Here is a 23,487-nt window from a genome sequence, read left to right as displayed (position 1 = left end):
TCAACCTTCGACTCCATAGGCGCGCCGCGCCAGTACGTCCGCCGGATCGACCAGCGTCCATTCGCGCGCCTCCTCCACGGACGGCAGCGCGAGCGGGATTTCGGTGCAGGCCATGACGAGGGGCAGCGCGCCATGCCGCCGATACAGCGCGCCCGCCGCCGCGCCGAAGCGCTCCCGCGCGATTTCGGGCCTGCCCGCTTTCACGCCTTCGTAGATCCCTTCCATTAGCGTCTTTCGCTCCTCGGGCAGCGGCAGCACGTACTGGATACCGCTTTCGTCGAAGGCGTCCTGGTACAGCCCCATCCGGTAAGTGCCCTGCGTCGCCAGCAAGACCGCTGCGTCCACGCCGCCGGCACGCAGATAGGCGGCCGTCTCCTTCGCGATATGCAGCAGTTCCACGCCCTCCCGGCCGCGCTGCAATGCGGCGTGCCAGGCGTGCGCGGTATTGCAGGCAATCGCGATCGTTTGCGCACCCACGGCGGCCAGTTGTGCAATTGCGCGCTCCATGCCTTCGAGCGGTTGCGGCGCGTCGCGCTCCAGCAATGCGCGGCTGCGGTCCACCACCGGGACCTGCACGAGCCAGTGCTCCGGAAACGACTGATCGACGACAGGCGCGCCGGCCGCGCGCAGATGCCGTTCGCACGCCTCCAGAAAAAGCCTCACGAAATCGACGCCGGCGGCCGGCCCCATGCCGCCGAGGATGCCGACCGGATGGCCTTGCGTTCGCAGCGGCCCTTGGCTCGCCGCGGTTGCGGGACAATGGCCGCCGGGTGAAATGGGAGCGGAATTCATCGTTTGTCTCCGGCTCTGCTCCAGGGTTAGCCCTAATGAAAATCAATTTTCTAGATATATATTCTGGCGAAAATCTACTTACATGCGCAAGCCCCAAATCGAAACATTGCCGCCGATGAGCCAGTCCGACCTTTCCGTCGTCGAGCGAATTGCCGAGATGCTGCCGGCCTTGAGCGATGCTCACCGGCGCCTCGCCGACTATGTGCTCGCCAAGCCGTTCAAGGTCGCCGTCATGACCATCGACGAGCTCGCGAGCGCGTGCGAGGTGTCCAACGCGACGGCCAACCGCTTCGTGCGCCGGCTGGGCCTGCCGGGCTATCCGCAGTTCCGGGCGCTGCTCGCGCAAGGGTTCGAGGAAGCGCTCGCGCCGGTCGAGCGTCTGCGGCTGGAGCGTTCCCGGACCGCGTCGGCCGCGGACATTTTTGCGGCCTCGCTGTACGAGGATCAGCGCAATTTCGAGCTCACCCGCATGTCGCTCAGTGCTGAGCAGTGCGAAAAAGCCGTGCAGGCCGTGATTGGCGCGCAACGCATTTTCATCATCGGTTTTGGTTCGAGCGGCTACCTCTCGGGCCTCCTGCAGCGCAACCTCGCGGTGCACTGCGATCTGGTCCAGAGCCTTGCCACGCTCGGCGGCGTATCGGAAGCGGCGCGCCAGGCGTCGCGGCTGCGCAAGGGCGATCTCGTCATCGCCATCTGCTTTCCGCGCTATCTGGCCGACACTGTCGCGCTGGTGAAAACCGTGCGCGCCAACGGCATCAGCGTGCTTGGGCTGACCGACAAGCCCACCTCGCCGCTCGCCAGGCACGCGGACATCTGCCTGTATGCGCGCAGCGAGCGCCAGTATCTGTCGAACTCGGAAACGGCCGTGCTCGGCCTGATCGAGGCCTTGTCGGCGGCGGTCGCGCACCGCTGTGCCGACTCACTCAAGGACGTGGCTCAACTGACCGAATCGGTCATGCCATGGCTCACTCATAGGGACGACAAAGCATGACCCAGGCGGCACAAGCAGTACTCGCGATTCATGGCGGCGCCGGCGCAATCGCGCGCGCCGAAGCCTCGGACGAGGTGCGCGCGGCTTACGAAACGGCGCTGGCCGGGATCCTCACGAATGCCGGACGCATTCTGGAGCAAGGCGGCAGCGCGCTCGATGCGGTGACCGAAGCGGTGCGGCTGCTCGAGGAATGTCCGCTCTTCAACGCCGGACACGGCGCGGTGTTGACTAGCGCCGCCACGCATGAGCTCGACGCCGCGATCATGGACGGCCGCAACCTGAAAAGCGGCGCCGTGGCGGGCCTGAAGACCGTGCGTAATCCGGTGCTCGCCGCGCGCGCGGTCATGGAGCACAGCCAGCACGTGATGTTCGTCGCCGAGGGCGCCGAGGCGTTCGCGCAGGCTCAAGGACTCGAGCGCGTGGCGCCCGACTTCTTCTCGACGCCGCTGCGCCGCGAACAGCTCGAGCGCGTGCAACGCGCGGAGTCCGGCCAGACCGCGCTCGATCACGACACCGGCTCGAACGGAGCAAGCGGCGGCGTGCCGCTCTCCTTGCCCGCTGACCGCCAGAAGGACGCGCCGCTCGACGAAGACCGCAAGCTCGGCACGGTGGGCGCCGTGGCGCTCGACGCGCACGGCAATCTGGCTGCCGCCACCTCGACCGGCGGCATGACCAACAAGCAGCCCGGCCGTGTGGGCGACTCGCCCATCATCGGCGCGGGCTGCTATGCGAACAATCGCACCTGCGCGGTTTCCACCACCGGCACCGGCGAAATGTTCATCCGCATGGTCGTGGCGCACGACATCTCGGCGCGCATGGAGTATGCGGGCGCTTCACTCGAAGAAGCGGCGCATACGGTGGTGCACGAAAAGCTCCCGCAAATCGACGGGCGCGGCGGCCTCGTCGCGATCGATGCACAGGGCAACGTCGCCATGCCCTTCAACACCGAGGGCATGTATCGCGGCTTCATCCGCGCCGGGCAGGCGCCCGTTGTCGCGATCTACGCATAAATCGAACGCCGACTTTTCGCCATCTCCAGCTTTCCTGCACAAGCCCTACGATGAGTCATTCAGTCGCCCCATTCGCGGATATGCCGCGCAACCGCGTCGTTCAGGTTAACGAACTGAGCGTCGAATTCCGGGGATCCGAACGCACGGTCCACGCGGTCAAGCATCTTTCCTTCCATGTCGATAGCGGCGAGACGCTCGCCATCGTCGGCGAATCGGGCTCGGGCAAGTCGGTCACGTCGCCGACGACCGCGCTGCCGCACGTGGCGATTTTTCCGGCGCTCGCGATTTTCCTGACCGTGCTCGCGTTCAACCTGCTCGGCGACGGCTTGCGCGACGCGCTCGATCCCAAACTCGATCGATGATGTCCGGCGGCTTCGCTAATTCCCTATAGCTCCCGCGCGAGTCATCCGCACAATAAACCCATGTCCGTACAACAACCGCCGGCCCACGCGGCCGGCATTCCCTCCCCGTGCTCCGGCGACGCGCCGCGAGTGGGCGTGCTTCCATCGGGGCCGCGCGATTCGATAGGCGACGTGGCCGGCGTGCGCGTGGGCCACGCGACGCTCCATGACGGCGCGCATCAGACCGGCGTGACGGTGGTCGTCCCACACGAGCGCGACGCCTTTCTCCACAAGACGCCAGCCGCCGCCGCGATCATCAACGGCTTCGGCAAAAGCGTGGGGCTCATGCAGCTGGAAGAGCTAGGTGTGCTCGAAACGCCCATCGCATTGACCAATACGTTCTCCGTCGGCACGCTGGCCGCCGCGCAAATTCGCGCCGCCGTGAGCCGCCATGGCGAGATCGGCCGCAGCTGGCCGACCTTGAACCCACTCGTGTTCGAGTGCAACGACGGCTACCTCAACGACATTCAGGCGATGGCGATTGGCGCGGAGCACTACGCGCAAGCTTGCGACGCCGCCGCGCCGGAGTTCGCGCAAGGCTCGGTTGGCGCGGGGCGCGGCATGAGCTGCTTTGGCCACAAAGGCGGCATAGGCTCGGCGTCGCGCGTCGCCACGCTCGACGACCGGCGCGAGTTCGTCCTTGGCGCGCTCGTGCTCGCGAACTTCGGCCGCCTGGAAAACCTCACCATTGCCGGTCAGCCGCTGGGCCGCAAGCTGGCCGCTCTCAAGCACGAAGCCCACGACGACAGCAGCGGGCCGGAGAAAGGCTCGATCATCATGATCCTCGCCACCGATGCGCCGCTCGACGTGCGCCAGCTTGCTCGCGTGGCGAAGCGCAGCGCCGCCGGGCTTGCCCGCACGGGCTCGGTCTACGGCCACGGCAGCGGCGACATCGCGCTGGCCTTCAGCTCGGCCTGGCAGATTCCGCATCTGCCCGACACGCCGATGCCGGCAGTGAGCATGCTCCACGAAACGCAGTTGGACGCGTTGTTCGAGGCGTGCGCCGAGGCCGTGGAGCAGGCCATCGTGCACGCCATGTGGCGCGCCGCTTCGGTGACGGGCCGCGACGGCCACCACCGCCGCTCGATAACGGAGGCCCTGCCCGACTGGCGCCGCCTCTTCGACATGAAGTCCAGCGAGAACTGAGCCTTGAAGATTCTGATTTCCACCGATATCGAAGGCGTGGCCGGCGTCACGCACGCCGAGCAAACGCACAGCGGCAACCCCGAATACGAACGGGCGCGCGCGTGGATGACCGACGAGGCGAACGCCGCCATCCAGGGCGCGTTCGAGGGCGGCGCGACGCAGGTGCTCGTCAACGACTCGCATGGCAGCTTTCGCAACCTGCTGCTGGACCGGCTCGATGGCCGCGCGCAAACCATCACCGGCAAGCCGCGCTATCTCAGCATGATGACGGGCGTGGAGCTCGGTTGCGATGCCGTCTACATGCTCGGTTATCATTCGCGCGCGCAAACCCAGGGCGTGCTTGCGCACACCATCAATAGCTTTGCATTCCGAAACGTGTCCGTGAACGGCCAGCCATTCGGCGAGGCGCATCTGTATGGCGCGCTGGCCGGCGAGTTTGGCGTGCCGGTGGCGCTGCGCTGCGGCGACGACGTATTCCTCGCGGAGACGGCCCCGGCGTTTCCTGGTTCGATCGGCGTGCAGACCAAGCGCGCTCTCGGCAACGGCGTGTGCCTGAGTCTCGCGCCGGAGCGCGCCTGCACCCTGATCCGCGAGGCCGCGAAGGCTGCCGTCGCGAACATCTCGGACTTGCGTCCGTTCAAGGTCGCGGGCCTGATCGAGTGCGAGCTGACGACGCAAACGCCGGCGTTGGCCGACTTGTTCTGTCAATGGCCGCAGTTGCAGCGCACCGAGGCCAGCGCTCTGCGCTTTAGCGCCGAGAGCATGCAGTCCGCGGTGCGGATGCTCAACTCGCTCTCGGCCATGTCATTCATGTTGCGATAAGGCTGCCCTCGTTCGTTGTGCAGCACCCGTACGGAACGCCAGAAAATTTTTGTCGACACTACTATGCCGCCGACTATAATCCGAGACGGGTAAATCCGACGAATATCGTTTCCGCTTGGCGCCATGGCCCGAAATAAAACACAAAATCTGCCCGATCTTTCCGCGCTTCTCACGCCGAAAAATTCCCTGATGCTGGCGGTCGAGCGCGCGGTGCTGCGCGGGCAGGACTGGGCGGCCGCATCGGTGCCGATTGCCGAGCAGATCGCCGCGCGGCTGGCCGGGGTCATTACGCTCGACCTGGTGAAATCCGGGCAACGCCTGCTGGAAGCGGATATTAGCGAAGTGCTGCACGTGAGCCGCGCGCCTGTGCGCGAAGCGCTGCGCATACTCGAGCGGGACCGCCTGGTCGAGTTCCAGGCCCGGCGCGGAGCGATCGTGACGGCGCCCGATGAAAACGAGCTGCGGGATATTTTCCGCGTGCGCAGCGTACTTTACGTCACGATGCTCGAACAGGTGGCGCGCGAGAATCCCGCGGAGCTCGAGGCATTATTGACCGAGTATGTACCGAGGCTGGCCAAGGCGGCCGACGAATCGGTGGACGCCTATGCCGTGGAAAGCTTCCAGTTGAATTTCGCCACCATCAGTCTGTGTCACAACCGGCTGCTGGTCGATATCCTGCACTCCATCTCGTTGCGCACGTTCCGTTATGTCCGGCTGGGAATGGTGGCGGCGCCTCAATCGATGCGCGCCTCCCTGAAAGTCTGGCGCGCGCTTCAGAAGGCCGCCATCAAGCGAGACAGCGAGCTGCTGCTGAGTCTTGCCACTTCGCGCCTGGACGAGGCAAGGGATGCGGCTGTTAGTGCGATTGCGGCCAAGCCCGCTGGCGGTCGCAGCACGCGGGCTGCGAAAACTTCGGCCGCCAAAGGGAAAGCCGCCCCCGCGCAATAAGCGGCTTCCTTGGGCCGTACCCTGAACTCAGGCCGCAGTGCCGGTGCTCAGGGTATCGGCGAGGGCCGGCGCCGCATCCCGTTGGACCTCGGAGATCCTGGCCGCGTCGGTGTCGTAGCTGCGCATCGCGATGACAAAAAAGACCGCGGCCAATCCGCTGCACAGCGGAATGAAGGTGAGCGCGTGCTGCAAACCCCAGCGGTCCGATAAGGCGCCCGCGAGAACGGGGCCCACGGCCAGGCCAAACACGTTTTGAAACAGGGAAAGCACGGCCGCGCCGGTCGAGCGCACACCGGGATGAACGACGTCCATGGCGACGCCCGCAACCACGCCGACGGTACAGTTCATGAAAAAGCCGCCAAGAACGATCAGCTTGAACTGGATAGCGGCGGCGTAAGCGCCGCCGAACGCCGCCACGAAGATCACCGCGGTAACGAGGCAGAGCGCGGAGAGCGCCGGCAACTTGTTGCGCGGTTGGCGACGTGTCAGGCGCCCCACCACAAAGCCCCAGAGCGTGCAGCTAACCGCGCCGACCAGTACCACCAGCGCCGCCGCCTTGCCCGCGGCCTCCGGGGTCATGCCGTGAAAGCGGTTCAGGTAGCTGGGCAGCCACGACCACATGGCCGATACGGTGATCAGTTGAGCCGACGCGCCGGCGCACACCCACAGCAGCGTGCGCGTGCGCGCCAGCGCGCCGAAGATGCGCTTGAGCGTCAGCCCGAGCGACTGATTGGCCGCGTTCGGGTCAGGCGTGAGCGCCACCGTCTTGTAGTCGCGCACGAGCAGGTAAAACAACGCGAGCACGAGCCCCGGCACGCCGACCACCCCGAAGGCGGCTTTCCAGCCCCATCTGGCCGCGATCATCCCGCCCAGCACCACGCCCAATACCGAACCCAGCGATGGCGCGGCATAGAAAGCGCCGAGCGCGGCGCTGCGCAAGGACTTGGGGAACAGCGTCGAGATCAGGGCGACACCTACCGAACCATAGCCGGTTTCACCCAGCCCAACCACCGCGCGCGCCATGAACAATTGGGTGTAGTTGGCCGTGAACATGCATGAGATCGTAGCCAGACTCCAGGTGACGGCCATGACAACGATGCTCTTCACGCGGCCCATGCGGTCCGCCACCAGCGCTACCGGCACTCCCCCCGCCCCTACCACGATCGATACGACCGAGACGAGCGAGCCCAGTTGCTTGTCGCTCAGATGCCATTCGCTCTTGATGTGAGGAAATAGCGAAACGATCACCTGCCGGTCGATAAAATCGAAGAACATGAGCGCGAAGGTCATCGCAAAGGCAAACCAGACCTGCCGCCTGCTCGTCAGGTAACCGGTGTTTTCGCTGGCCCCGCGCGCCTCGTGGTCGTTGGGTATCACGTTCATGGTTGTCTCTCGGGATTGGTGAAATACGCAACGCTTAAGCGCGTCGTGCTTCAGCGATATGGCAACGCCGGCCAATGAGGTACACCGCGAGCGGCAGAACGGCCGCGAGCGGAAGCCAGCGCAATGCGCCTTGAAGCCCTACCGCGTCCGCTACCACGCCAGTGACAAACGGACCCGCAGCGAGACCCAGAATATTGTTGAAGAGCGTGAGCGTCGCGAATGCCGAGCCATGGATTGCCGGCGGTGTAGCGCCCGCAATGATCGCGCTACAGGTGCCGAATGAACTGGCGAGAAACAACACCGCGGGTGCGAGGAGCGCGAGCTGCAGATTGCCCGGCGGCAAGCGGAACGCGATGGCCAGCAGGACGCCCAGGAGGAGGCAATAGGCAACCGCCATGTTCCAGCGCTTGAGCGAAGAATCGCCGCTGATCCGGTCGGTTACCACGCCGCACAGAAATTGTCCCAAGCCGCTGACAAGGACAAGGCCCGCCGCCGCCACGGCCGCCTTGCTGACAGGCATGCCCCAATAGCGATTCAAGTAGCTGGGCAGCCACACGAAAAGCGTACCCTGAATGAAGATCTGCAGCGCACTGCCGAGGTACGCACAGAGTACCGAGCGTGACGGAAACAGGCCGGCAAATAGCGCACGTGGCGTGAGTTTCACAGGTTCATGCAGGGGCGTTGCTTTTGCTTCGACTGGATGCGTGTGGGCGAGCCTTTTTTCCGTCACGACAATGGCGTAAATAATCACCAGCGCAAAACCGAAGATCGCCATGAGCGCCATCGAAGAACGCCAGCCAAAGCGGGCCGCAATGATGCCGGAAACCGAAACGCCGAGCACCGACCCAAAAGCAGCGGCAGACGTAAAGCCGCCGGCAATGGTCGAGCGCAGATTTCCCGGAAAGATGCTCATCAGCATGGCGAGTCCGACACTGCCGTACGCCGCCTCGCCAACACCCACGAAAATGCGCGCGACGAGCATCTCGTGGTAACTGCTCGCAATCGCACACCCGAGCGTGGCCAGACTCCAGAGCGCAGCCATCAGGGCGATGCTTTTGGCACGCCCCCAGCGGTCCGCAATCAGCGAAAACGGCAGGGTCAGCACGCCGACCGCCAACGGTACCATGCCGCTAATCGAACCGAGTTGGGTGTCGGAAAGCCGCCACTGGACTTTCAATATTGGAAACAAGGCATTGAGCGCCTGCCGCGACATGTAGTCGGAAAGCAAGAGGCAAAACATCAATGCGAATACCACCCACGCGTAGGCTCGCGCGTCACGGCCAACCGTACTCGACTCAGTCGTTACTGAGTTAACTGTATAAAGGGTCAATTTTGTCTCCTCCGGCCGCGAATGATTTATGGCGGCATTAATTGAATGGCACGTGCATGCGCTCCGGGCCGCGCGGTCTTTCGCTTACGGCAAGCCCGCTTTCAGCCGGCTCCCCGATAATGGCGCGTATGGCAGCGTCCCTTGCGGTATCCAGACGCGAGGCCGCAAGGCTCAGCAGTTGTTGGTTGTCCCGCTTGAGCGCAGCCCTGTGCAGATCGTTCCAGTCCCTTAACGACGCGAGAATCGACTGGGGCGCCGCTACGAATCCCAGTCGGACATAACGCAGGATCCGCAATGACAGTGAATGCAGGAGGTCGACTAGCAGCCGGTTTGCGCACAAACTCACGATGGCGAAATTCAGAAGAAAACTTTCTACTGCGTAGGCGTCGGCCGACTCCGCGGCTGCCTTGGTTAATCTGGGCATATGCAGGGTCAGCAACGCCTCGAACCCGGCCGGGCTTTCGCTCGCCACCTGTTCGAGCATCGTGAGGTAAAGCACGCCGCGCACGCGGAAAATATCCCGAAGCTCGTGCTGATCGGGCGCCGTCACGATTGCCCCGCGCCGGGCCTGAAACTCGATCAAGCGATCCCGCTCGAGCATGCGCATCGCTTCGCGCACGGGAGCGCGGCTGACCTGCAGTACCTCGCTGATATCGTTCTCCAGCAAGCGCTGCCCTGCTTTCACCAGGTCCAGCGTAATGACCCCGGCCAGCCGGACTGCGATCTGCTGCGCAATCGGCGCCGCGGCATACACGCCATCCTGCCCGCGCAGCACCGCTCGCTCGACGGCCAGCATCAGGGAATTTTTCGGCGTGAGCAGCGTGAAAAAATCGGGAAGGTTTGGGGTTCTGTTTCGGGCCATGGCACAGGAATACGCAAATTGCTCAGTAAGGCGTATCGCCCTCGATGCCCGCTCGCTCCATTTTGCGAGGCGCCGGCCAGTAATCCATGACCGCGTAGTGCTGCGTGGAGCGGTTGTCCCACACGGCAACGCTATTCGGCTTCCAGCGGAAACGCACCTGATATTCTGGAATCGATGCCTGGCTCTGCAGATAATTCAGCAGAAGACTCGCGCCCGGCGTCTTGTCCAGGCCGTAACGCACGTTCTCGGCGGTGTGGTAGTTGACGAAATGCGTTGTGAAGCTGCTGACGTACAGGATCTTCTCGTCCGTTTCCGGGTGCGTGCGCACGACGGGATGTTCCACCTCCGGATTCTGCGCCGCGAGTTTCTTTCGCTCTTCGGGATCCATTACCGCGCCGAACGAGTGCTCAATGCTGCTTTTCGCTCTCAGTCCCTCGATGCGCTTTTTGACTTCTTCAGGCAGTTGCCTATAGGCCTCGACCATGTTGACCCAGATGGTGTCGCCGCCCACGTCCGGGCACTCGACACAGCGGAGCACGGCTCCCATTGAGGGATTAGGCCGCCAAAGCCCGTCGGTGTGGTAATTGTTCTCGTAAGGGTTCTTGGCTTCCGACCGGTAGATGCGCACGAGCCCCGGGTGTTCCGGATCGCTACCCGCAACCGGATGATCCTCGAGTTTTCCGAACCTGCGCGCAAACGCGACATGCTCCTCCCGCGAGAGATCCTGGTCGCGGAAAAAAAGGACCCGATGCTTTAGCAGCAGCGCCTTGATTTCCGCAAACAGCGATGCATCCCGGGATGCGGCGCCGAGGCTCACGCCGGCCACTTCCGCGCCGATGCATGCCGTCAATCTTTCTACTTTGATCATGAACCCTGTCTCCTTGTGTCTGTGGGATTTCGACAGCATTCCCACGGCCGCCGCTACATGCCGGGAGGCCCGCTTGCCCCGCGAAACCGTGAAATTTGCTGCCCTGGTTGCTGATCAAGATAGCAGCAATATTTATTTATGTCGACATAAATTGACAGGTTCCGGGGCAGTGGCTGGCAAGACGTGTCCGGGGCCGATCTCATCCATCGGCCCCGGCTTGCGTCTCCTACTGGCCGAACGGCCGCTGCACCGTGAGCTTGCTTGTCACTGAGGTCACCCCCGGGACGCCCTTCACGACCTCGATAACGGTGCTGATCTGCGAAGCGTCCGAAACGGTTCCGCTGATCGTCACGGCGCCGCTTTTCGCAGTGATGCCGATGTTGCCCGCGTCGATCTCCTTATGCTTCGCGAGCGCTGCATACACCTTGCGCTTTAGCGCGCGATTTGCCTGGCGTGCGGTTTTGGCCGTCGAGCCCCCAGACGCATTGAGCGCCGCGCCGGCCGATGCCCCAGCCGGCATCCCGTCCTGCGCCCAGGCGCTGATCAACACCGTTGCAATCGCGACACCGAGTGCCGCTCTGAGTCCGTTCATCGACTTCATCGTTGGTCTCGCTTTCGTGCTCAAGTCATCAAAAGTTATGGCGCAGACCAATCATGGCCGCCGTGGTCGATACGCCCGGCGCAACGGGCTGGCCGTACATGATCGTCTGGTTCATGGCGCCGCGGTTGGCGACATATCCGAGCTGCGCCGAAATGATCGTCCGCTTGGACAGGCTGTAATCGGCGCCCACCGCATATTCGCTCGAATGGTTCGCCGAATGGTTGCGGTCCTTCAGATAATAGAACCCGGACGTGACCCTGAAGTATGGAGTGAACTGATAGCCGAGTCCTCCCGAGATCATTTCGTAATCCGATAGTTTAGTGTTCGAAGGATTCTTGCCGATGCCGTATGACGCCGACACCGAGATCCCACGGAACGTGTACTTCGCGCCGAAATAGTAGAAGCGGTTGTTGTCGAGCCCGGTTGGCGTGGCCGCCGCGAGATTCGTGTCGTGGGCGTTGTAGTAGACGGCGGACAGATTGAGGCCGTAGTTCGAGTACCGGAGCACCGCGGATTCGCGGGTGCCGCCCTGGAACTGGCCCGGCACGCCCCCCGGAGCGTACTCGAGCGCGGCCGACGCGCCATGGAATTTCGGCGACTGGTAGACCAGCGCATTGCTGTCGTACAGCGCGCCGATCGGCACGTTCGTGTTCGTGCCCGGCCAGCCTGCGGCCTGGTTCAGCCCGAGCCAGGCGCCCAGGATGCTGCCGAAGTACTCGGCAGCGCGAACGTCGGTATCGGCCATCGCATAGATCATGGGGGTGTACTGCCGCCCGGCGTCGAAGGTGCCGAACGGCCCGGAGACGCCAACCGTCGCCTGCTGGTTGAACACCGCGGTAGCCCCGGTCGTATCGCCCAGTCCGAGCTTGCCGTTGCTGCTGTTGAACACGCCCTGCAACCGGAAGTTGACCTTGTAGCCGCCGCCGATGTCCTCGGTCCCCTTGATACCCCAGAAGCTTCCGTAGAGGCTGCCGTCCTTGATGCCGAACACATGCCCGTTGTTGTGCGCGTTCGGCGCGAACGACGACGCAGCCGTGCTTTGATAAAAAAGGCCCGAATCAATCGCGCCGTACAACGTGACCGACGATTGCGCATGCGATGCACTGGCGAATACCACGAGCACTGCTGCGCCGCCCAACTTCAATTTCATTGACGTCTCCTCTGCTCTTGTGATGGCCTGGCAAGCCCGGCCGGATACGGACAGCGCGATCATCGTGCAAATTTGTTGATGTCGACATTAATGTTTATACCGAGTCGATCCGGCAAGCAGAGCAAGGCGTCGCTTCGAGGCAACAAATTCTCATTTTATATTTATGTCGACATTATTGTTTGGCGAGGATACACTCCGACCCACAGTGCCCTCGCAACGGCCGCACTCGTCCTGCGAGGAAACCGGTGTTCTGACGACCTCACATCTCAACCAGGAGATCCATCACCATGAACTTTCTTGACGGCCACCTGTATCCCGAGAACCAGCAGCCTCTGATCATCACCGCCGCGCCCTATGCGCCGGGCTGGATTCCCTCGGATTTTCCGGAAGACATTCCGGTCACGATGGAGGAGCAGATCCAGAAGGCGGTGGATTGCTACGAAGCGGGCGCCACCGTGCTGCATCTGCACGTGCGCGAACCCGACGGCCGGGGCAGCAAGCGCCTGTCCATGTTCAATGAGTTGATTGCCGGGGTGCGCGAGCGGGTGCCGGAAATGGTGATTCAGGTGGGCGGCTCGATCAGCTTCGCGCCTGAGTCCGAAGGCGAAGCCGCCAAATGGCTCAGCGACGACACGCGCCACATGCTGGCCGAACTCGATCCCAAGCCCGACCAGGTGACGGTGACCGTCAACACGACACAAATGAATGTGACGGAGCATGCCGGGGTGGATGATTTCAGGGGTGTTTCGCGAGGATTCCCGAATCTTTACGCCACCTACAAGGACATGATTGTTCCCTCGAATCCCAGCTGGGCCGAGGAGCACATTCGGCGACTGTCGGCCGCCGGAATCCAGAGCGAATTTCAGGTCTACAACATCAACAGCTTCGAGACCATCGAGCGAATGATCCGGCGCGGCGTGTACAAAGGACCGCTGGTGATGAACTGGGTGGCGATCAGCGGCGGCATGGATCAGGCGAACATCTTCAACCTCGCCAACATGTTGCGCGCGGTGCCCGATGGCGCAGTGGTCACGGTGGAAAGCTCGGTGCTCAATGTGCTGCCCATAAACATGATCGGGATCGCGCTGGGCCTTCACGTACGCTGCGGCATCGAGGATGTGCTCTGGAACCAGACCCGCACGGGCAAGATGAGCTCCGTCGAGCAGATCAAGCAACTGGTGCGTATTGCCGGCGAACTCGGCCGCCCTATCGCGACCGCGCAACAGGCACGCGAGATCATGAAAATCGGCGTCTTCTACGACACGGCGGAAGAAACGCTGCACGCCAACGGCTTCGCGCCCAATCGCAACGGCGGCAACCAGGGCTTCCTGCGCAAGCCAGACTGAAGCCTTCAAGGAAACATCGAACAGGAGACAGTATGGCAAAAGTCGTCAAGTTCTACGAAACGGGTGGCCCCGAGGTTCTGCGTTTCGAAGACGTGGACGTGGCAGAGCCGGGGCCGGGCGAAGTACGCATCCGCCACGTGGCGGTGGGTCTGAATTTCGCCGATACATACTTTCGCGGCGGTACGTATGTGGTCCCGCTGCCTGCCGGCCTCGGCAACGAGGCTGCCGGCGTGGTCGAGGCCGTCGGCGCCGGCGTGACTCATCTCGCGGTAGGCGACCGCGTGAGCTACACGGGCTTCATCAACACGCTGGGCGCATACAGCACAGAGCGGCTGATTTCCGCCGAATTGTTGATCAAGTTGCCGGAGGGCATCAGTTGCGAGTCAGCCGCGGCAATGACAATGCGAGGCCTGTCCGCCGCCTACCTGCTGCGCCGCATCTACCCTTTCAAGGCGGGCGACGCCGTGCTGCTGCACGCGGCCGCGGGCGGAGTTGGCCTGATTGTTTCGCAATGGGCCAAACTGCTCGGGCTGACAGTGATCGGCACCGTTTCCACCAGCGCCAAGGCCGAAATCGCGCGCGCACATGGCTGCGATCATACGATCAACTACAGCCACGAAGATGTGGCCAAACGCGTGCGGGAGTTGACCGGCGGAGCGGGCGTGTCGGTGGTATTCGACAGCGTCGGCAAGGATACCTTCATGTCCTCGCTCGACTCGCTCAAACGCCGCGGCTTGATGGTCTGCGTCGGCACCGCATCCGGCAAGATTCCGCCATTCGATCCGCAAATTCTCGCGCGCAAGGGCTCGGTGTATATGACTCGCCCCGGACTCGCCGACTACATCGCCGATCCAGCAGAAAAGGCGGAACTGGTCGACGAGCTATTCGGCCACGTAGCGTCCGGCCGCATCCGCATCGAGATCAACCAGCGTTATGCGTTGCAGGACGCAGTGCAGGCACATCGGGACCTCGAAGCAAGAAAAACTACGGGATCCTCTATTTTCGTGGTGGAGTGACGTTTCCCGAAACGGGCCGAAACCGCGCCGAAACCGCGAAACCCGGGATCAATGCAAGGTCGTCCGTCGTTCGCATGGAACACGACATTCTTGCCTCGATCGTAGGGTTCGCGGTTCGCTTTGCGTTACAACTGCGTATCGCTGTACTCGGCTCGATACAACTGCCGCTTGGGTGCACGCGTACGCTGCTGGGTCTCCCAGCCCTCGGCGAGCCCCACTTCGGCATTCGACGGAGGCAGCATCGGCTTGCCGCGCACGAGATCGGAGGCGCGCTCGGCAAGCATGATGGTCGGCGCGTTGAGGTTGCCGTTGGGCTCGGTCGGAAACACCGACGAGTCGATCACGCGCAAGCCCGTCATGCCACGCACGCGCAACTCGGAGTCGACGACGGCCATGTCGTCCTCGCCCATCCGGCACGAACCGCACGGATGCATCGTGCTTTCCAGATTCGCCCGAACGAAGGCGTCGATTTCGTCGTCGGTTTGCACGCCGGGGCCCGGCGCGAGTTCGACATCGCGGAAACGGTCCATCGCCGGCTGCCCGATGATCTCGCGCGTGAGCCGCACGCAGCGCCGGAAGCCCTCGCGGTCCTCTTCGCGGTCCAGATAATTAAAGCGAATCTCGGGGTGCGCGTACGGGTCGCCCGATGTGAGGCGCACATGGCCCCGGCTCTTAGGCTTGTTCGGTCCGGTCAGCACCATGAAACCGTGACCCTTGAACGGCTTGTCGCCGTCGTAGCGCATTGCGGCAGGTAGAAAATGGAACTGGATATCGGGCCAGCGCAGCCCTGCCTCGGAGCGGATGAAACCGCCTGCTTCGAAATGGTTGCTGGCGCCAAGGCCATCCTTGAACAGCAGCCAGCGCAAACCGATCAGGAACTTGTGCCAGGGGTCCATCTGGCCGTTGAGCGTGACCGGTTCCTTGCAGCCGTACTGGATATAGATCTCGGCATGATCCTGCAGATTCATGCCAACGCCGGGCAGCGCGTGCTTGACCTCCACGCCGGCCGCACGCAATGCGTCGGCAGGCCCGATGCCCGAGCGCTGGAGCAGATGCGGCGAGCCGATCGGCCCCGATGAAATCAGCACTTCGGCGCGGCAGCGCGCAGTGTGCGTGACGCCGCCCCGGTCGTAGACCACCCCGACCGCGCGCTTGCCCTCGACGATCACCTGCCGCGTCATCGCATTCGTGACCACGTGCAGGTTGGGACGGCTCATGGCCGGGCGCAGATAGGCGTTCGCGGTGGACCAGCGCACGCCGTCCTTCACCGTCATGTGCATCGCGCCGAAACCTTCCTGCATGTGCCCGTTGCAGTCGTCGGTGCGGATGTAGCCGGCCTGCACGCCCGCCTCGATCCATGCGCCGTACAACGGGTTTTTCATGTTATTGCCGTTGTTGGTCGAGAGTGGTCCGCTCGAGCCGCGATACTGGTCGCCGCCGAACTTGTAGCTTTCGGCGCGGCGGAAGTACGGCAGGCAGTTGCGGTAGCCCCAGCCGCGCGCGCCCAGTTCCTCCCACTCGTCGAAGTCATAAGCATGGCCGCGAATATAGACCAGGCCGTTGATCGACGACGATCCACCCAGCACCTTGCCGCGCGGGCAATGCAGTTGCCGTCCGTTCAGATGCGGCTCCGGCGCGGTCTGGTATTTCCAGTTGAACTTGCGCGTGTTCATCGGCATCGAAAACGCGCTCGGCATCTGGATGATGATGCTGCGATCGCTGCCGCCGTATTCGAGCACCAGCACGCTCACGGATGGATCCTCAGTGAGGCGGTTGGCCAGCACACAGCCCGCCGATCCCGCACCCACGATGATGTAGTCGTATTCCCGGCTTTCCATGATGAATTCCCGATTCGTTATCCTGACGATATCGCGCTCAGAAGCGCTGTTCGCCCGTGGTGTACTGAGGCATGGTCTTTTCGATGTGCGAGATCAGCGCGTCCTCGCGGCGCAGATCGAGCGAGCGGCTCAACAGGTAATACGCGATGCCCGAGACGAACAGCCCGACCAGCCACGCGAGGTCCACGCTACCCATCGCCCGCGCCAACGGGCCGACATAGACTTCGTTGGCGCCGTCGAAAATGCAGAAGAACGGCACCATGGCGGCGAAGCCAATGGCATACGACATCAGGCCGCGCGCGCCCCACATGCCGTAGATGTTGTCATGCGGCATGAAGAAGTGCGGGATCGCGTAGCGGCCCTTGCGCACGAAGAAGTAGTCGGTGAGATTGACGGCTGTCCACGGCACGAGGAAGTAAAGCATCACGACGAGATAGATGTTCAGGACCGAGAGCCCCCTGCCAGACGTATAGATGCTGAGCGCAACGCCAAGCTGGAGCACCACGACAAAGAGAATCGCCAGCACGCGCACCCGGGGCGTAGGCTCGATCTTCCTGAACGAATCGAGGCCGGTGATTGCCGTGAGTTTCGCGCTGTAAATGTTCATCGCAATCACGGGAAGGAACGCCACGATCGTGACCGCCACCACCACGCTGCCGAGGCGCGGCGACAGATCGCTGCCCACCTGGTTGAGCGCCACCAGCACATCGGTGGCGTGCAGGTGGTCGCCGAGCCAGCCGCCCACCGCGATCATCCACGCCCCCGAGAGCGACGCGCCGAGGAATACAGCGGCGATCAACCGGCCGCTGGGCGTGTTCTTCGGCAGATAGCGCGAATAGTCCGACACATAGGGCGCATAGGCGATGTTGTAGCTCGCGGCAGCGGCAAACTGCGTGATGAACCCGGTCAAGGTGAAGCCAAGCGGCGCGGGCGGCGGCGTGCCGGGCAGCGCCGCCGGCAGCGGCAGATCGGGCACCCAGTGCATGAGCACCGCCAGTGTGACGAAGCCATACAGCGGCAGCGAGAGATACAGCGCCCATTTGAAGCTGCGATGCATCCAGTCATGCCCGAGAATCGCCAGAATCGCCGCCGGCACGGTGACGACGAGCGCCACCTTGAGCGGGTCCCAGCCGAACAGCGCCTTGAGCCCCTGCATCATCAGCACGAGGTTCACGATGTTGAAGCCCGCGAACACGAACAGCGTGGCGAGCAGCACGAGCACCACGCCGCGATAGCCAAACTGCGCGCGCGACTGAATCATCTGCGGCAGACCAAGATGCGGCCCCTGCGAGCCGTGAAACGCCATGAACAAGGTGCCGAACATGATGCCCAGCGTGCCGGCGACCGTGGTCCATAGCGCGCTGAGCCCGACGCTCGGCCCCACGAAGCCAATTGTCATGGTGAAGAACGTGAAGTTGCCGAGAAACCAGAACGGTCCTTGGTGCGATAGCCGGTCAGTTCGTTCGCTCTCCGGAATGAAATCGATCGAATGCCCTTCGATCGCGCCCTGCTCGCCGGCGGCGGCCGTTGGCGCTGCGATCGTTGCTGCGACTCTGTCGTGTGCTTCCATCGTGTGCCCCATGTCGTAATGGACGATGCTGCGTAAAGATAAGCTTGGATGAGATGCGAGGGCGACCCTCGCCCTACGCGTCGTTCAGCGTGATCCAGACGGCTTTGGTCTCCATCAGCGAGTCGAGCTGCTCGGCGCCGAGGTCCTTGCCGAAGCCCGACTCCTTGAAGCCGCCGAACGGCATCGCAGGATCGATCGTGCTGTGTGCGTTCACGTAGACGCTGCCCGCGCGCAGCTTCGGCACCAGCGCATGGACACGGTTCAGATCGCGCGAATAAATCGCCGCGGCGAGTCCATAGGGCGTATCGTTGGCGAGCGCGATCGCCTCGTTCAAATCGTCGAACGGCGCGCTCACGAGCACGGGGCCGAAAATCTCCTCCTTCACAATGCGCATATCCGGACGGCAATGCGCGAAGATCGTTGGCTGAACAAAATAACCGGAGCCTTCCACGTTGCGACCGCCGTACACCAGTTCCGCGCCCTCGCGCCGGCCTGTTTCGATCCAGGACGTCACGCGCGCTTTTTGCTGCGCCGAAACCAGCGGGCTGATGAAGCAGTCGCGATCGAGACCCGGCGCGATCTTGAGCGTGCGCGTGTAGTCGATAAGCGCGGCGAGAAAGCGCTCGTGCACGCCGCGCTGCACGTAGAGGCGGCTGCCCGCGTCGCACACCTGCCCCGAGTTGAAGAACATGCCATTGGCCACCGCGCGTGCGGCGCCCTCGACGTCCGCGTCGTCGAGCACGAGCACCGGGGACTTGCCGCCCAGTTCGAGCGTGATGCGCTTGACGCCGTCGACCGCTGCGCTGCCGACGTCGCGCCCCACCGCCGTGGAGCCGGTGAACGTCACTTTGTCGATGCCGGGGTGGCGCGCCATTGCAGCGCCGATCACATTGCCGCGCCCGGTCACCACGTTCACCACGCCATCGGGAATGCCGGCTTCCTTCACTAGCTGCGCGAAGCGCAAGGTCGAGAGCGAGGTCAGCTCCGCGGGCTTGATCACCGCGGTGCAGCCCACCGCGAGCGCCGCGGCCAGCTTCCACGCCAGGGTTTGCAGCGGGAAATTCCAGGGCACGATGATGCCGACCACACCCACCGGCTCCTTGCGCGTATAGGCCAGGTAGTGGCCGGGCAGCGAAGGCTCGACAGTGCGGCCGTGCAGCTTGGAAGCCCAGCCCGCGAAATAGCGATACGTATCGATGGTGCCCTGGATGTCCACGTCGCGCGCATTCGCCACCGACTTGCCGACGTCGATCGACTCGATCTCGGCGAGTTCGTCGGCGTGGGCTTCGATGAGATCGGCGAGGCGGTGCAGCAGACGCTCGCGTTCGAGCGGCTTCAGACGCCGCCACGCGCCGCCGTCGAATTGCGTGCGCGCCGCCGCGACCGCGCGATCGAGGTCGGCGGTCGTGGCGAGCGGAATCTGCGTGATGACGCCTTCGGTGGAGGGCTCGACCACGTCGAGCACTTCGCCCTCGCCGCCCGCCACGAACGCCCCGTTGATCAGCATGCGCTGTGGCTGCTCGAGAAAGCGCCGCGTCTCCTCGCGCACGCCGAATTGCTCCAGATAGTTTCGTACGATGGATTCCATCGTTGTCTCCTGATATCGCGCGGCGCCGTGCGGGCGCATCGCGCTTTCATTTTTGGGTGCCGTTGCCGGCGTAAATGCTGCAGATACCGTCGATGACTCAGCGCGGCCGCTGGCTGCGCGCGTGAAAAATGAAGCCGATGGAATTCAGCAGCAGTTGCGCCGCGAGAATCGGCGTGACGCCCGCCGGATCGTATGCGGGGGCCACTTCCACGAGGTCCATGCCCACGACGTTGCCGTGACTGCGGCGGGCAAGCCCCTGGATGATTTCGAGCACCTCGTAGTAGGTGAAGCCGCCGTGGCTCGGCGTACCCGTGCCCGGCGCAATGGACGGATCGAAGCCGTCGATGTCGATCGTGATGTAGTAGGCGCGGCCCTCGGGAATGCGTTCGAGCACGCCTTGCGCGCCAAGCCGGCGCACGTCGCGCACGGACATGATGTCCGAGCCCGCTGCGCGCGCCGCATCGTAATCGCTGCGGTTCGACGAAGAAACGTTGCGGATGCCGAGTTGCGTCATGCCGCTGATATGCTGCATTTCCGAGGCGCGCCGCAGCGGATTGCCGTGGCCGTAGCGCACGCCATGGCGCTCGTCGACGAAATCCAGATGCGCGTCGAAGTGCACGATGTGAATCGGGCCGCGGCCTTCGAACGCCTGAATCACGGGCGCGTGAATCGAATGATCGCCGCCCAGCGTGATGGGCATCGCGCCGTTCGCGAGGATCTTGCGCACCGCGCTTTCGATGTTGGCGTTGCTCGCGGCCATGTCGGTGTGGACAATGTCGGCGTCGCCCACGTCCACCATGCGGACCTGATCGCGCGTCAGATAGAGCGCGTCGTCTTCGTGGTCGTATGCGCCCGCGTGGCCGAACGAGAACAGCGTGGAGGCTTCGCGGATGCTGCGCGGCCCGAAGCGCGCGCCCGAGCGCCATTGCGTGCCCATGTCGTTGGGGGCGCCAAGAATCGCCACGTCGGCGTCGATGCGGTCCCAGTCGAGGCAGACTGGCGATTTCGCGAAAGTGCAATGTCCAACGAACGGCAAGTCCAGCCGCCCGCTTTCATACGTATTGCCCGGCATGAGTGTCTCCGTGTGTAATCGATCCGCTGGCTGATCCAGCCCGTAATCGGTGAACGACCCGGTTTCTGCCGGGCCGCCGCTTTGAGACACTATGTGCGTATTATTTTTGACCAAAAATCCCGGGTATCAGATATTCATATCGGAATATCCGAAGCAAGCGATCAGGGAGAACGCGGGCAATGATGCAACTGCAGGACGTCGATCTCAAACTGCTCAGGGTTTTCATGCATGTCGTGCGCTGCGGCGGCTTCTCCGCGGCCCAAGCGACTCTGAACGTGAGCCAGTCGACCATCAGCGAGCAGATGACCACGCTGGAAACGCGCCTCGGCCTCAAGCTGTGCGAGCGCGGACGCGGCGGCTTCCGCCTGACCGAGCACGGCCTTGCCACCTATGAGGCGGCCCAGCGCCTGCAGGTGGCCGTGGAGGCGTTCTGCATGGACACGGATGCGCTCAAGCAACATATCGCAGGCAGGCTCTATCTGGGCATCATCGACAATACGGTGACAGACCACGCCTCGCCGTTGCCGCGAGCCTTGCAGAAGTTTGTCTCGCGCGGTGACGACGTGCATGTCGACGTTTACGTCGGCACGCCGGCGGAACTCGAAGAGCGCGTGCTCGACGGCCGGCTCCATGTCGCCATCGGCCACTTTCCGATCCACGTGCCGGGGCTCGCCTACACCGAGCTTTATCTCGAGCCCGATGGGCTCTATTGCGGCAAGGGCAATCCCCTCTTTGCCGACGCACGGGAAAACGGCATTCCGATAGAAGCCATCGCCGCGAGCCGCATCGCCGCGCGCGGCTACTTGCAGCAGCACGATCTGAAGATGCTGAGTGCGAGCAAGGCCGCGGCGACCGTCGACAACGTCGAGGCTCAGGCGATCCTGATTCTCTCGGGCGCGTATATAGGATTCCTGCCCAATCACTACGCGGCTCGCTGGGTCGAGCGCGACGAGATGCGGCGCATCGGACCTGGGCAGTTCGGCATGCAGTCGCCGTTTTGCGCGGCGACGCGCCGGGCTTCAGCCGTACCTTCGATTTTGCAGGCCTTCATGGTGGACCTGCACGAAGTCTGGGTGCATGAACACGCAGACCGGCACGCGGACCAGCGCGCAGACGAAAAGCGGCCTGCGCCGCGCAAATAGCCGCCGATAGCCGTTCATAGCCACGCCGCCCGCGTGCTCACGCGGGCGGCCATGGTGTGCTGCGGCCCATTCAAGCAGCTAATTCAAGCAGCCAAGTCAAGCGGCTATGCCGTGCCGCTCAGGCGGCCGCGAAGCGAACACCCCGCTCACTGCCCGCCATGCCCTCGATCAGCGCGGCGACGTTCTCCGCCGTTGCCGCCGACAGCGTCCAGCCCAGGTGCCCGTGGCCGGTGTTGTAGAACACGCCCGGCATGCGTCCCCGGCCGACCTTCGGCAGCATGCTCGGCAACATGGGCCGCAGTCCCGCCCACGGGATCACGCGCGAGGTGCTGACCTGCGGGAACAGGCGCCGCGTCCACTCGACGAGCGGCGCAACGCGGTCCGCGCGAATGTCCCGGTTAAAGCCGTTGATTTCGGCCGTGCCGGCCACGCGGAAGCGGTCGGCGCCCAGCCGGCTCGTGACGATCTTGGCGCTCTCGTCGAGCAGGCTGACCCATGGCGCCGCGCGCTGGCTCGTCTCGTCGTCGAGGCAGACGGTGATCGAATAGCCCTTCACTGGATACACGTTCACGTGGTCGCCCAGCATCGACGCGAATGTGCGGCTGTTGACGCCTGCGCAAACGACGATGCGCTCGAATCTTTCGTCATGCGAAGCACCCTGCTCCGCCGCCGATACGGTAAAAGCCCCGTCCGAATCACGCCGAATCGCCGTGATCTGCGTGTCGTGGTGGAACTTCACGCCGTGCCGCACGCACGCTTGCGTCAGGCCGCGCGTGAACTTGTGGATATCGCCGGTCGAATCGGAGGGCGTGAAGAAGCCGCCGTAAAACGCGCCTTCCAGCGTGGGCTCGATCTGCAGGATCTCGGCCGCCGTCACGGGCCTGCGGTCGAGTCCGCCTTTGTTCAGGATGGCATTGACCTTCGCGGAAGCGTCAAAGCTCTTGCGGTCCCGGAAGATGTGGAGGATGCCGCGCTGTTCCAGGTCGAATTCGATCCCCTCCTTGCGTGCGGTCTCGAACAGGTGCTCGCGGGCCGCGATGGCGAGGCGCACTGTTTCGAGCGTGTTCGCCCGATAGTTCGGAATCTGCCGCAGGAACTCGGCCATCCACGAGTATTTGTGCCAGCCCGGCAGCGGGTTCACGAGCAGCGGCGCGTCGCGCGTGAGCATCCAGCGCAGGCCTTTGAGAACGGTGGCGGTGCTGTTCCAGACTTCGGCGTTGCATGCGGAGAGTTGGCCGCCGTTCGCAAACGAGGTCTCCATCGCGCTGTAGCGATGGCGTTCGAACACGGTAACGCGAAAACCGCGCTTTGCAAGGGCGTAAGCGGTCGTGACGCCGGTAATCCCGGCGCCAATGATGGCGATTCGTGACATGACATGGTCCAGATTAGATTGAGCACTGTCGTTTCCGACACCTGTGCCCCATCTGTCCATGTACCTGAGAGTTTCTTTCCGGGCGGGCGCTGGACGCGCCCGTGCGGAAATCTCCTTCGGTGGGCGCGTTCGCGCCGCTCTCCAGATGTTCTCGCTGCAGGGTCCTTGTGCCTGAGAGTTTCCGGGGCGGTTGCTCCGTCGGCGCCGTCAGGTGCTTTCGCAGTGACGGTCTCTCCCGC

At 63.6% G+C, this 23,487-nt stretch carries 20 protein-coding genes, 1 pseudogene and 1 riboswitch; of the genes and pseudogenes, 9 read left to right on the top strand and 12 right to left on the bottom strand.

What is annotated here, in order from left to right; all coding sequences use genetic code 11:
* Complete coding sequence (locus tag NH14_RS05730) at positions 1-690, bottom strand: aspartate/glutamate racemase family protein (protein ID WP_052148187.1); 690 nt, start codon at positions 688-690, stop codon at positions 1-3.
* A 217-nt stretch (positions 691-907) separates the two neighbouring features.
* Here NH14_RS05730 and NH14_RS05725 point away from each other — a divergent pair, with 217 nt between their 5' ends.
* From NH14_RS05725 to NH14_RS05695, 6 genes and pseudogenes are all read left to right on the top strand, one after another.
* Positions 908-1,783 (top strand): MurR/RpiR family transcriptional regulator, encoded by an 876-nt coding sequence (locus NH14_RS05725; RefSeq protein WP_035529228.1) that lies wholly within the window; start codon positions 908-910, stop codon positions 1,781-1,783.
* Positions 1,780-2,793, top strand: coding sequence for an isoaspartyl peptidase/L-asparaginase family protein (locus NH14_RS05720; protein ID WP_035528947.1), 1,014 nt, complete (start codon positions 1,780-1,782; stop codon positions 2,791-2,793). Before NH14_RS05725 ends, NH14_RS05720 begins: the two co-directional genes overlap by 4 nt.
* 80 nt (positions 2,794-2,873) lie before the next feature.
* Positions 2,874-3,032: pseudogene (locus tag NH14_RS05715) on the top strand (ATP-binding cassette domain-containing protein); the annotation flags it as partial.
* A 183-nt stretch (positions 3,033-3,215) separates the two neighbouring features.
* Positions 3,216-4,340 carry a DmpA family aminopeptidase gene (locus NH14_RS05705; protein WP_084225627.1) on the top strand — a complete coding sequence of 375 codons (1,125 nt, stop codon included), beginning with the start codon at positions 3,216-3,218 and terminating at the stop codon, positions 4,338-4,340.
* A 3-nt stretch (positions 4,341-4,343) separates the two neighbouring features.
* Complete coding sequence (locus NH14_RS05700; RefSeq protein ID WP_035528941.1) at positions 4,344-5,162, top strand: M55 family metallopeptidase; 819 nt, start codon at positions 4,344-4,346, stop codon at positions 5,160-5,162.
* A gap of 123 nt (positions 5,163-5,285) precedes the next feature.
* The gene (locus NH14_RS05695) at positions 5,286-6,110 is read left to right on the top strand and encodes a GntR family transcriptional regulator (protein WP_052148170.1); all 825 of its coding nucleotides are present in this window, start codon (positions 5,286-5,288) and stop codon (positions 6,108-6,110) included.
* A gap of 27 nt (positions 6,111-6,137) precedes the next feature.
* On the opposite strand, the gene NH14_RS05690 is transcribed toward NH14_RS05695, so the two are convergent.
* From NH14_RS05690 to NH14_RS05665, 6 genes are all read right to left on the bottom strand, one after another.
* Positions 6,138-7,568 carry an MFS transporter gene (locus tag NH14_RS05690; protein WP_331253411.1) on the bottom strand — a complete coding sequence of 477 codons (1,431 nt, stop codon included), beginning with the start codon at positions 7,566-7,568 and terminating at the stop codon, positions 6,138-6,140.
* Entirely contained in the window at positions 7,528-8,823 is a 1,296-nt protein-coding gene (locus NH14_RS05685) for an MFS transporter (protein WP_035528937.1), read from the bottom strand. Before NH14_RS05685 ends, NH14_RS05690 begins: the two co-directional genes overlap by 41 nt.
* A 37-nt stretch (positions 8,824-8,860) precedes the next feature.
* On the bottom strand, positions 8,861-9,685 hold the full coding sequence (locus NH14_RS05680; protein ID WP_035528936.1) for a GntR family transcriptional regulator: 825 nt from the start codon (positions 9,683-9,685) through the stop codon (positions 8,861-8,863).
* Positions 9,686-9,707: 22 nt separating this feature from the next.
* Complete coding sequence (locus tag NH14_RS05675; RefSeq protein ID WP_202031571.1) at positions 9,708-10,553, bottom strand: TauD/TfdA dioxygenase family protein; 846 nt, start codon at positions 10,551-10,553, stop codon at positions 9,708-9,710.
* A 226-nt stretch (positions 10,554-10,779) separates the two neighbouring features.
* On the bottom strand, positions 10,780-11,145 hold the full coding sequence (locus tag NH14_RS05670) for a BON domain-containing protein (RefSeq protein ID WP_035529221.1): 366 nt from the start codon (positions 11,143-11,145) through the stop codon (positions 10,780-10,782).
* A 37-nt stretch (positions 11,146-11,182) separates the two neighbouring features.
* Positions 11,183-12,304, bottom strand: coding sequence for a porin (locus NH14_RS05665; RefSeq protein WP_035528932.1), 1,122 nt, complete (start codon positions 12,302-12,304; stop codon positions 11,183-11,185).
* 287 nt (positions 12,305-12,591) lie between these two features.
* Between NH14_RS05665 and NH14_RS05660 the strand changes: the two genes are divergently transcribed.
* Entirely contained in the window at positions 12,592-13,650 is a 1,059-nt protein-coding gene (locus NH14_RS05660; RefSeq protein WP_035528930.1) for a beta-keto acid cleavage family enzyme, read from the top strand.
* 32 nt (positions 13,651-13,682) lie between these two features.
* Entirely contained in the window at positions 13,683-14,666 is a 984-nt protein-coding gene (locus NH14_RS05655; protein WP_035528928.1) for a quinone oxidoreductase family protein, read from the top strand.
* Positions 14,667-14,791: 125 nt separating this feature from the next.
* On the opposite strand, the gene betA is transcribed toward NH14_RS05655, so the two are convergent.
* From betA to speB, 4 genes are all read right to left on the bottom strand, one after another.
* Positions 14,792-16,504 (bottom strand): choline dehydrogenase, encoded by a 1,713-nt coding sequence (gene betA, locus NH14_RS05650; protein ID WP_035528925.1) that lies wholly within the window; start codon positions 16,502-16,504, stop codon positions 14,792-14,794.
* A 37-nt stretch (positions 16,505-16,541) separates the two neighbouring features.
* On the bottom strand, positions 16,542-18,074 hold the full coding sequence (locus tag NH14_RS05645; RefSeq protein WP_052148186.1) for a purine-cytosine permease family protein: 1,533 nt from the start codon (positions 18,072-18,074) through the stop codon (positions 16,542-16,544).
* 73 nt (positions 18,075-18,147) lie between these two features.
* Positions 18,148-19,662, bottom strand: coding sequence for an aldehyde dehydrogenase family protein (locus NH14_RS05640; RefSeq protein ID WP_035529216.1), 1,515 nt, complete (start codon positions 19,660-19,662; stop codon positions 18,148-18,150).
* A 97-nt stretch (positions 19,663-19,759) separates the two neighbouring features.
* Complete coding sequence (gene speB, locus NH14_RS05635) at positions 19,760-20,734, bottom strand: agmatinase (protein ID WP_035528922.1); 975 nt, start codon at positions 20,732-20,734, stop codon at positions 19,760-19,762.
* Between the two features lie 179 nt (positions 20,735-20,913).
* Here speB and NH14_RS05630 point away from each other — a divergent pair, with 179 nt between their 5' ends.
* Positions 20,914-21,876, top strand: a complete 963-nt coding sequence (locus NH14_RS05630) for a LysR family transcriptional regulator (protein WP_084225623.1) — start codon at positions 20,914-20,916, stop codon at positions 21,874-21,876.
* Positions 21,877-21,994: 118 nt separating this feature from the next.
* Here NH14_RS05630 and NH14_RS05625 read toward each other — a convergent pair whose 3' ends face one another.
* Entirely contained in the window at positions 21,995-23,248 is a 1,254-nt protein-coding gene (locus NH14_RS05625; RefSeq protein ID WP_035528917.1) for a D-amino acid dehydrogenase, read from the bottom strand.
* A 42-nt stretch (positions 23,249-23,290) separates the two neighbouring features.
* A riboswitch (glycine riboswitch) is annotated at positions 23,291-23,403 on the bottom strand.
* Positions 23,404-23,487 lie beyond the last annotated feature (84 nt).

Origin of the sequence: Paraburkholderia sacchari (assembly GCF_000785435.2) — a bacterium.
GTDB classification, from domain to species: domain Bacteria; phylum Pseudomonadota; class Gammaproteobacteria; order Burkholderiales; family Burkholderiaceae; genus Paraburkholderia; species Paraburkholderia sacchari.
This window is presented reverse-complemented; position numbering and strand designations above follow the sequence as displayed.

Excerpts from the sequence above, each read along its gene's own strand:
- NH14_RS05665 (WP_035528932.1), bottom strand. The coding sequence starts at position 12,304 with ATGAAATTGAAGTTGGGCGGCGCAGCAGTGCTCGTGGTATTCGCCAGT.
- speB (WP_035528922.1), bottom strand. The coding sequence starts at position 20,734 with ATGCCGGGCAATACGTATGAAAGCGGGCGGCTGGACTTGCCGTTCGTT.
- NH14_RS05695 (WP_052148170.1), top strand. The coding sequence starts at position 5,286 with ATGGCCCGAAATAAAACACAAAATCTGCCCGATCTTTCCGCGCTTCTC.
- NH14_RS05705 (WP_084225627.1), top strand. The coding sequence starts at position 3,216 with ATGTCCGTACAACAACCGCCGGCCCACGCGGCCGGCATTCCCTCCCCG.
- NH14_RS05675 (WP_202031571.1), bottom strand. The coding sequence starts at position 10,553 with ATGATCAAAGTAGAAAGATTGACGGCATGCATCGGCGCGGAAGTGGCC.
- NH14_RS05655 (WP_035528928.1), top strand. The coding sequence starts at position 13,683 with ATGGCAAAAGTCGTCAAGTTCTACGAAACGGGTGGCCCCGAGGTTCTG.
- NH14_RS05720 (WP_035528947.1), top strand. The coding sequence starts at position 1,780 with ATGACCCAGGCGGCACAAGCAGTACTCGCGATTCATGGCGGCGCCGGC.
- NH14_RS05630 (WP_084225623.1), top strand. The coding sequence starts at position 20,914 with ATGATGCAACTGCAGGACGTCGATCTCAAACTGCTCAGGGTTTTCATG.
- NH14_RS05670 (WP_035529221.1), bottom strand. The coding sequence starts at position 11,145 with ATGAACGGACTCAGAGCGGCACTCGGTGTCGCGATTGCAACGGTGTTG.
- NH14_RS05645 (WP_052148186.1), bottom strand. The coding sequence starts at position 18,074 with ATGGAAGCACACGACAGAGTCGCAGCAACGATCGCAGCGCCAACGGCC.
- NH14_RS05640 (WP_035529216.1), bottom strand. The coding sequence starts at position 19,662 with ATGGAATCCATCGTACGAAACTATCTGGAGCAATTCGGCGTGCGCGAG.
- betA (WP_035528925.1), bottom strand. The coding sequence starts at position 16,504 with ATGGAAAGCCGGGAATACGACTACATCATCGTGGGTGCGGGATCGGCG.
- NH14_RS05725 (WP_035529228.1), top strand. The coding sequence starts at position 908 with ATGAGCCAGTCCGACCTTTCCGTCGTCGAGCGAATTGCCGAGATGCTG.
- NH14_RS05625 (WP_035528917.1), bottom strand. The coding sequence starts at position 23,248 with ATGTCACGAATCGCCATCATTGGCGCCGGGATTACCGGCGTCACGACC.
- NH14_RS05660 (WP_035528930.1), top strand. The coding sequence starts at position 12,592 with ATGAACTTTCTTGACGGCCACCTGTATCCCGAGAACCAGCAGCCTCTG.
- NH14_RS05680 (WP_035528936.1), bottom strand. The coding sequence starts at position 9,685 with ATGGCCCGAAACAGAACCCCAAACCTTCCCGATTTTTTCACGCTGCTC.
- NH14_RS05730 (WP_052148187.1), bottom strand. The coding sequence starts at position 690 with ATGGGGCCGGCCGCCGGCGTCGATTTCGTGAGGCTTTTTCTGGAGGCG.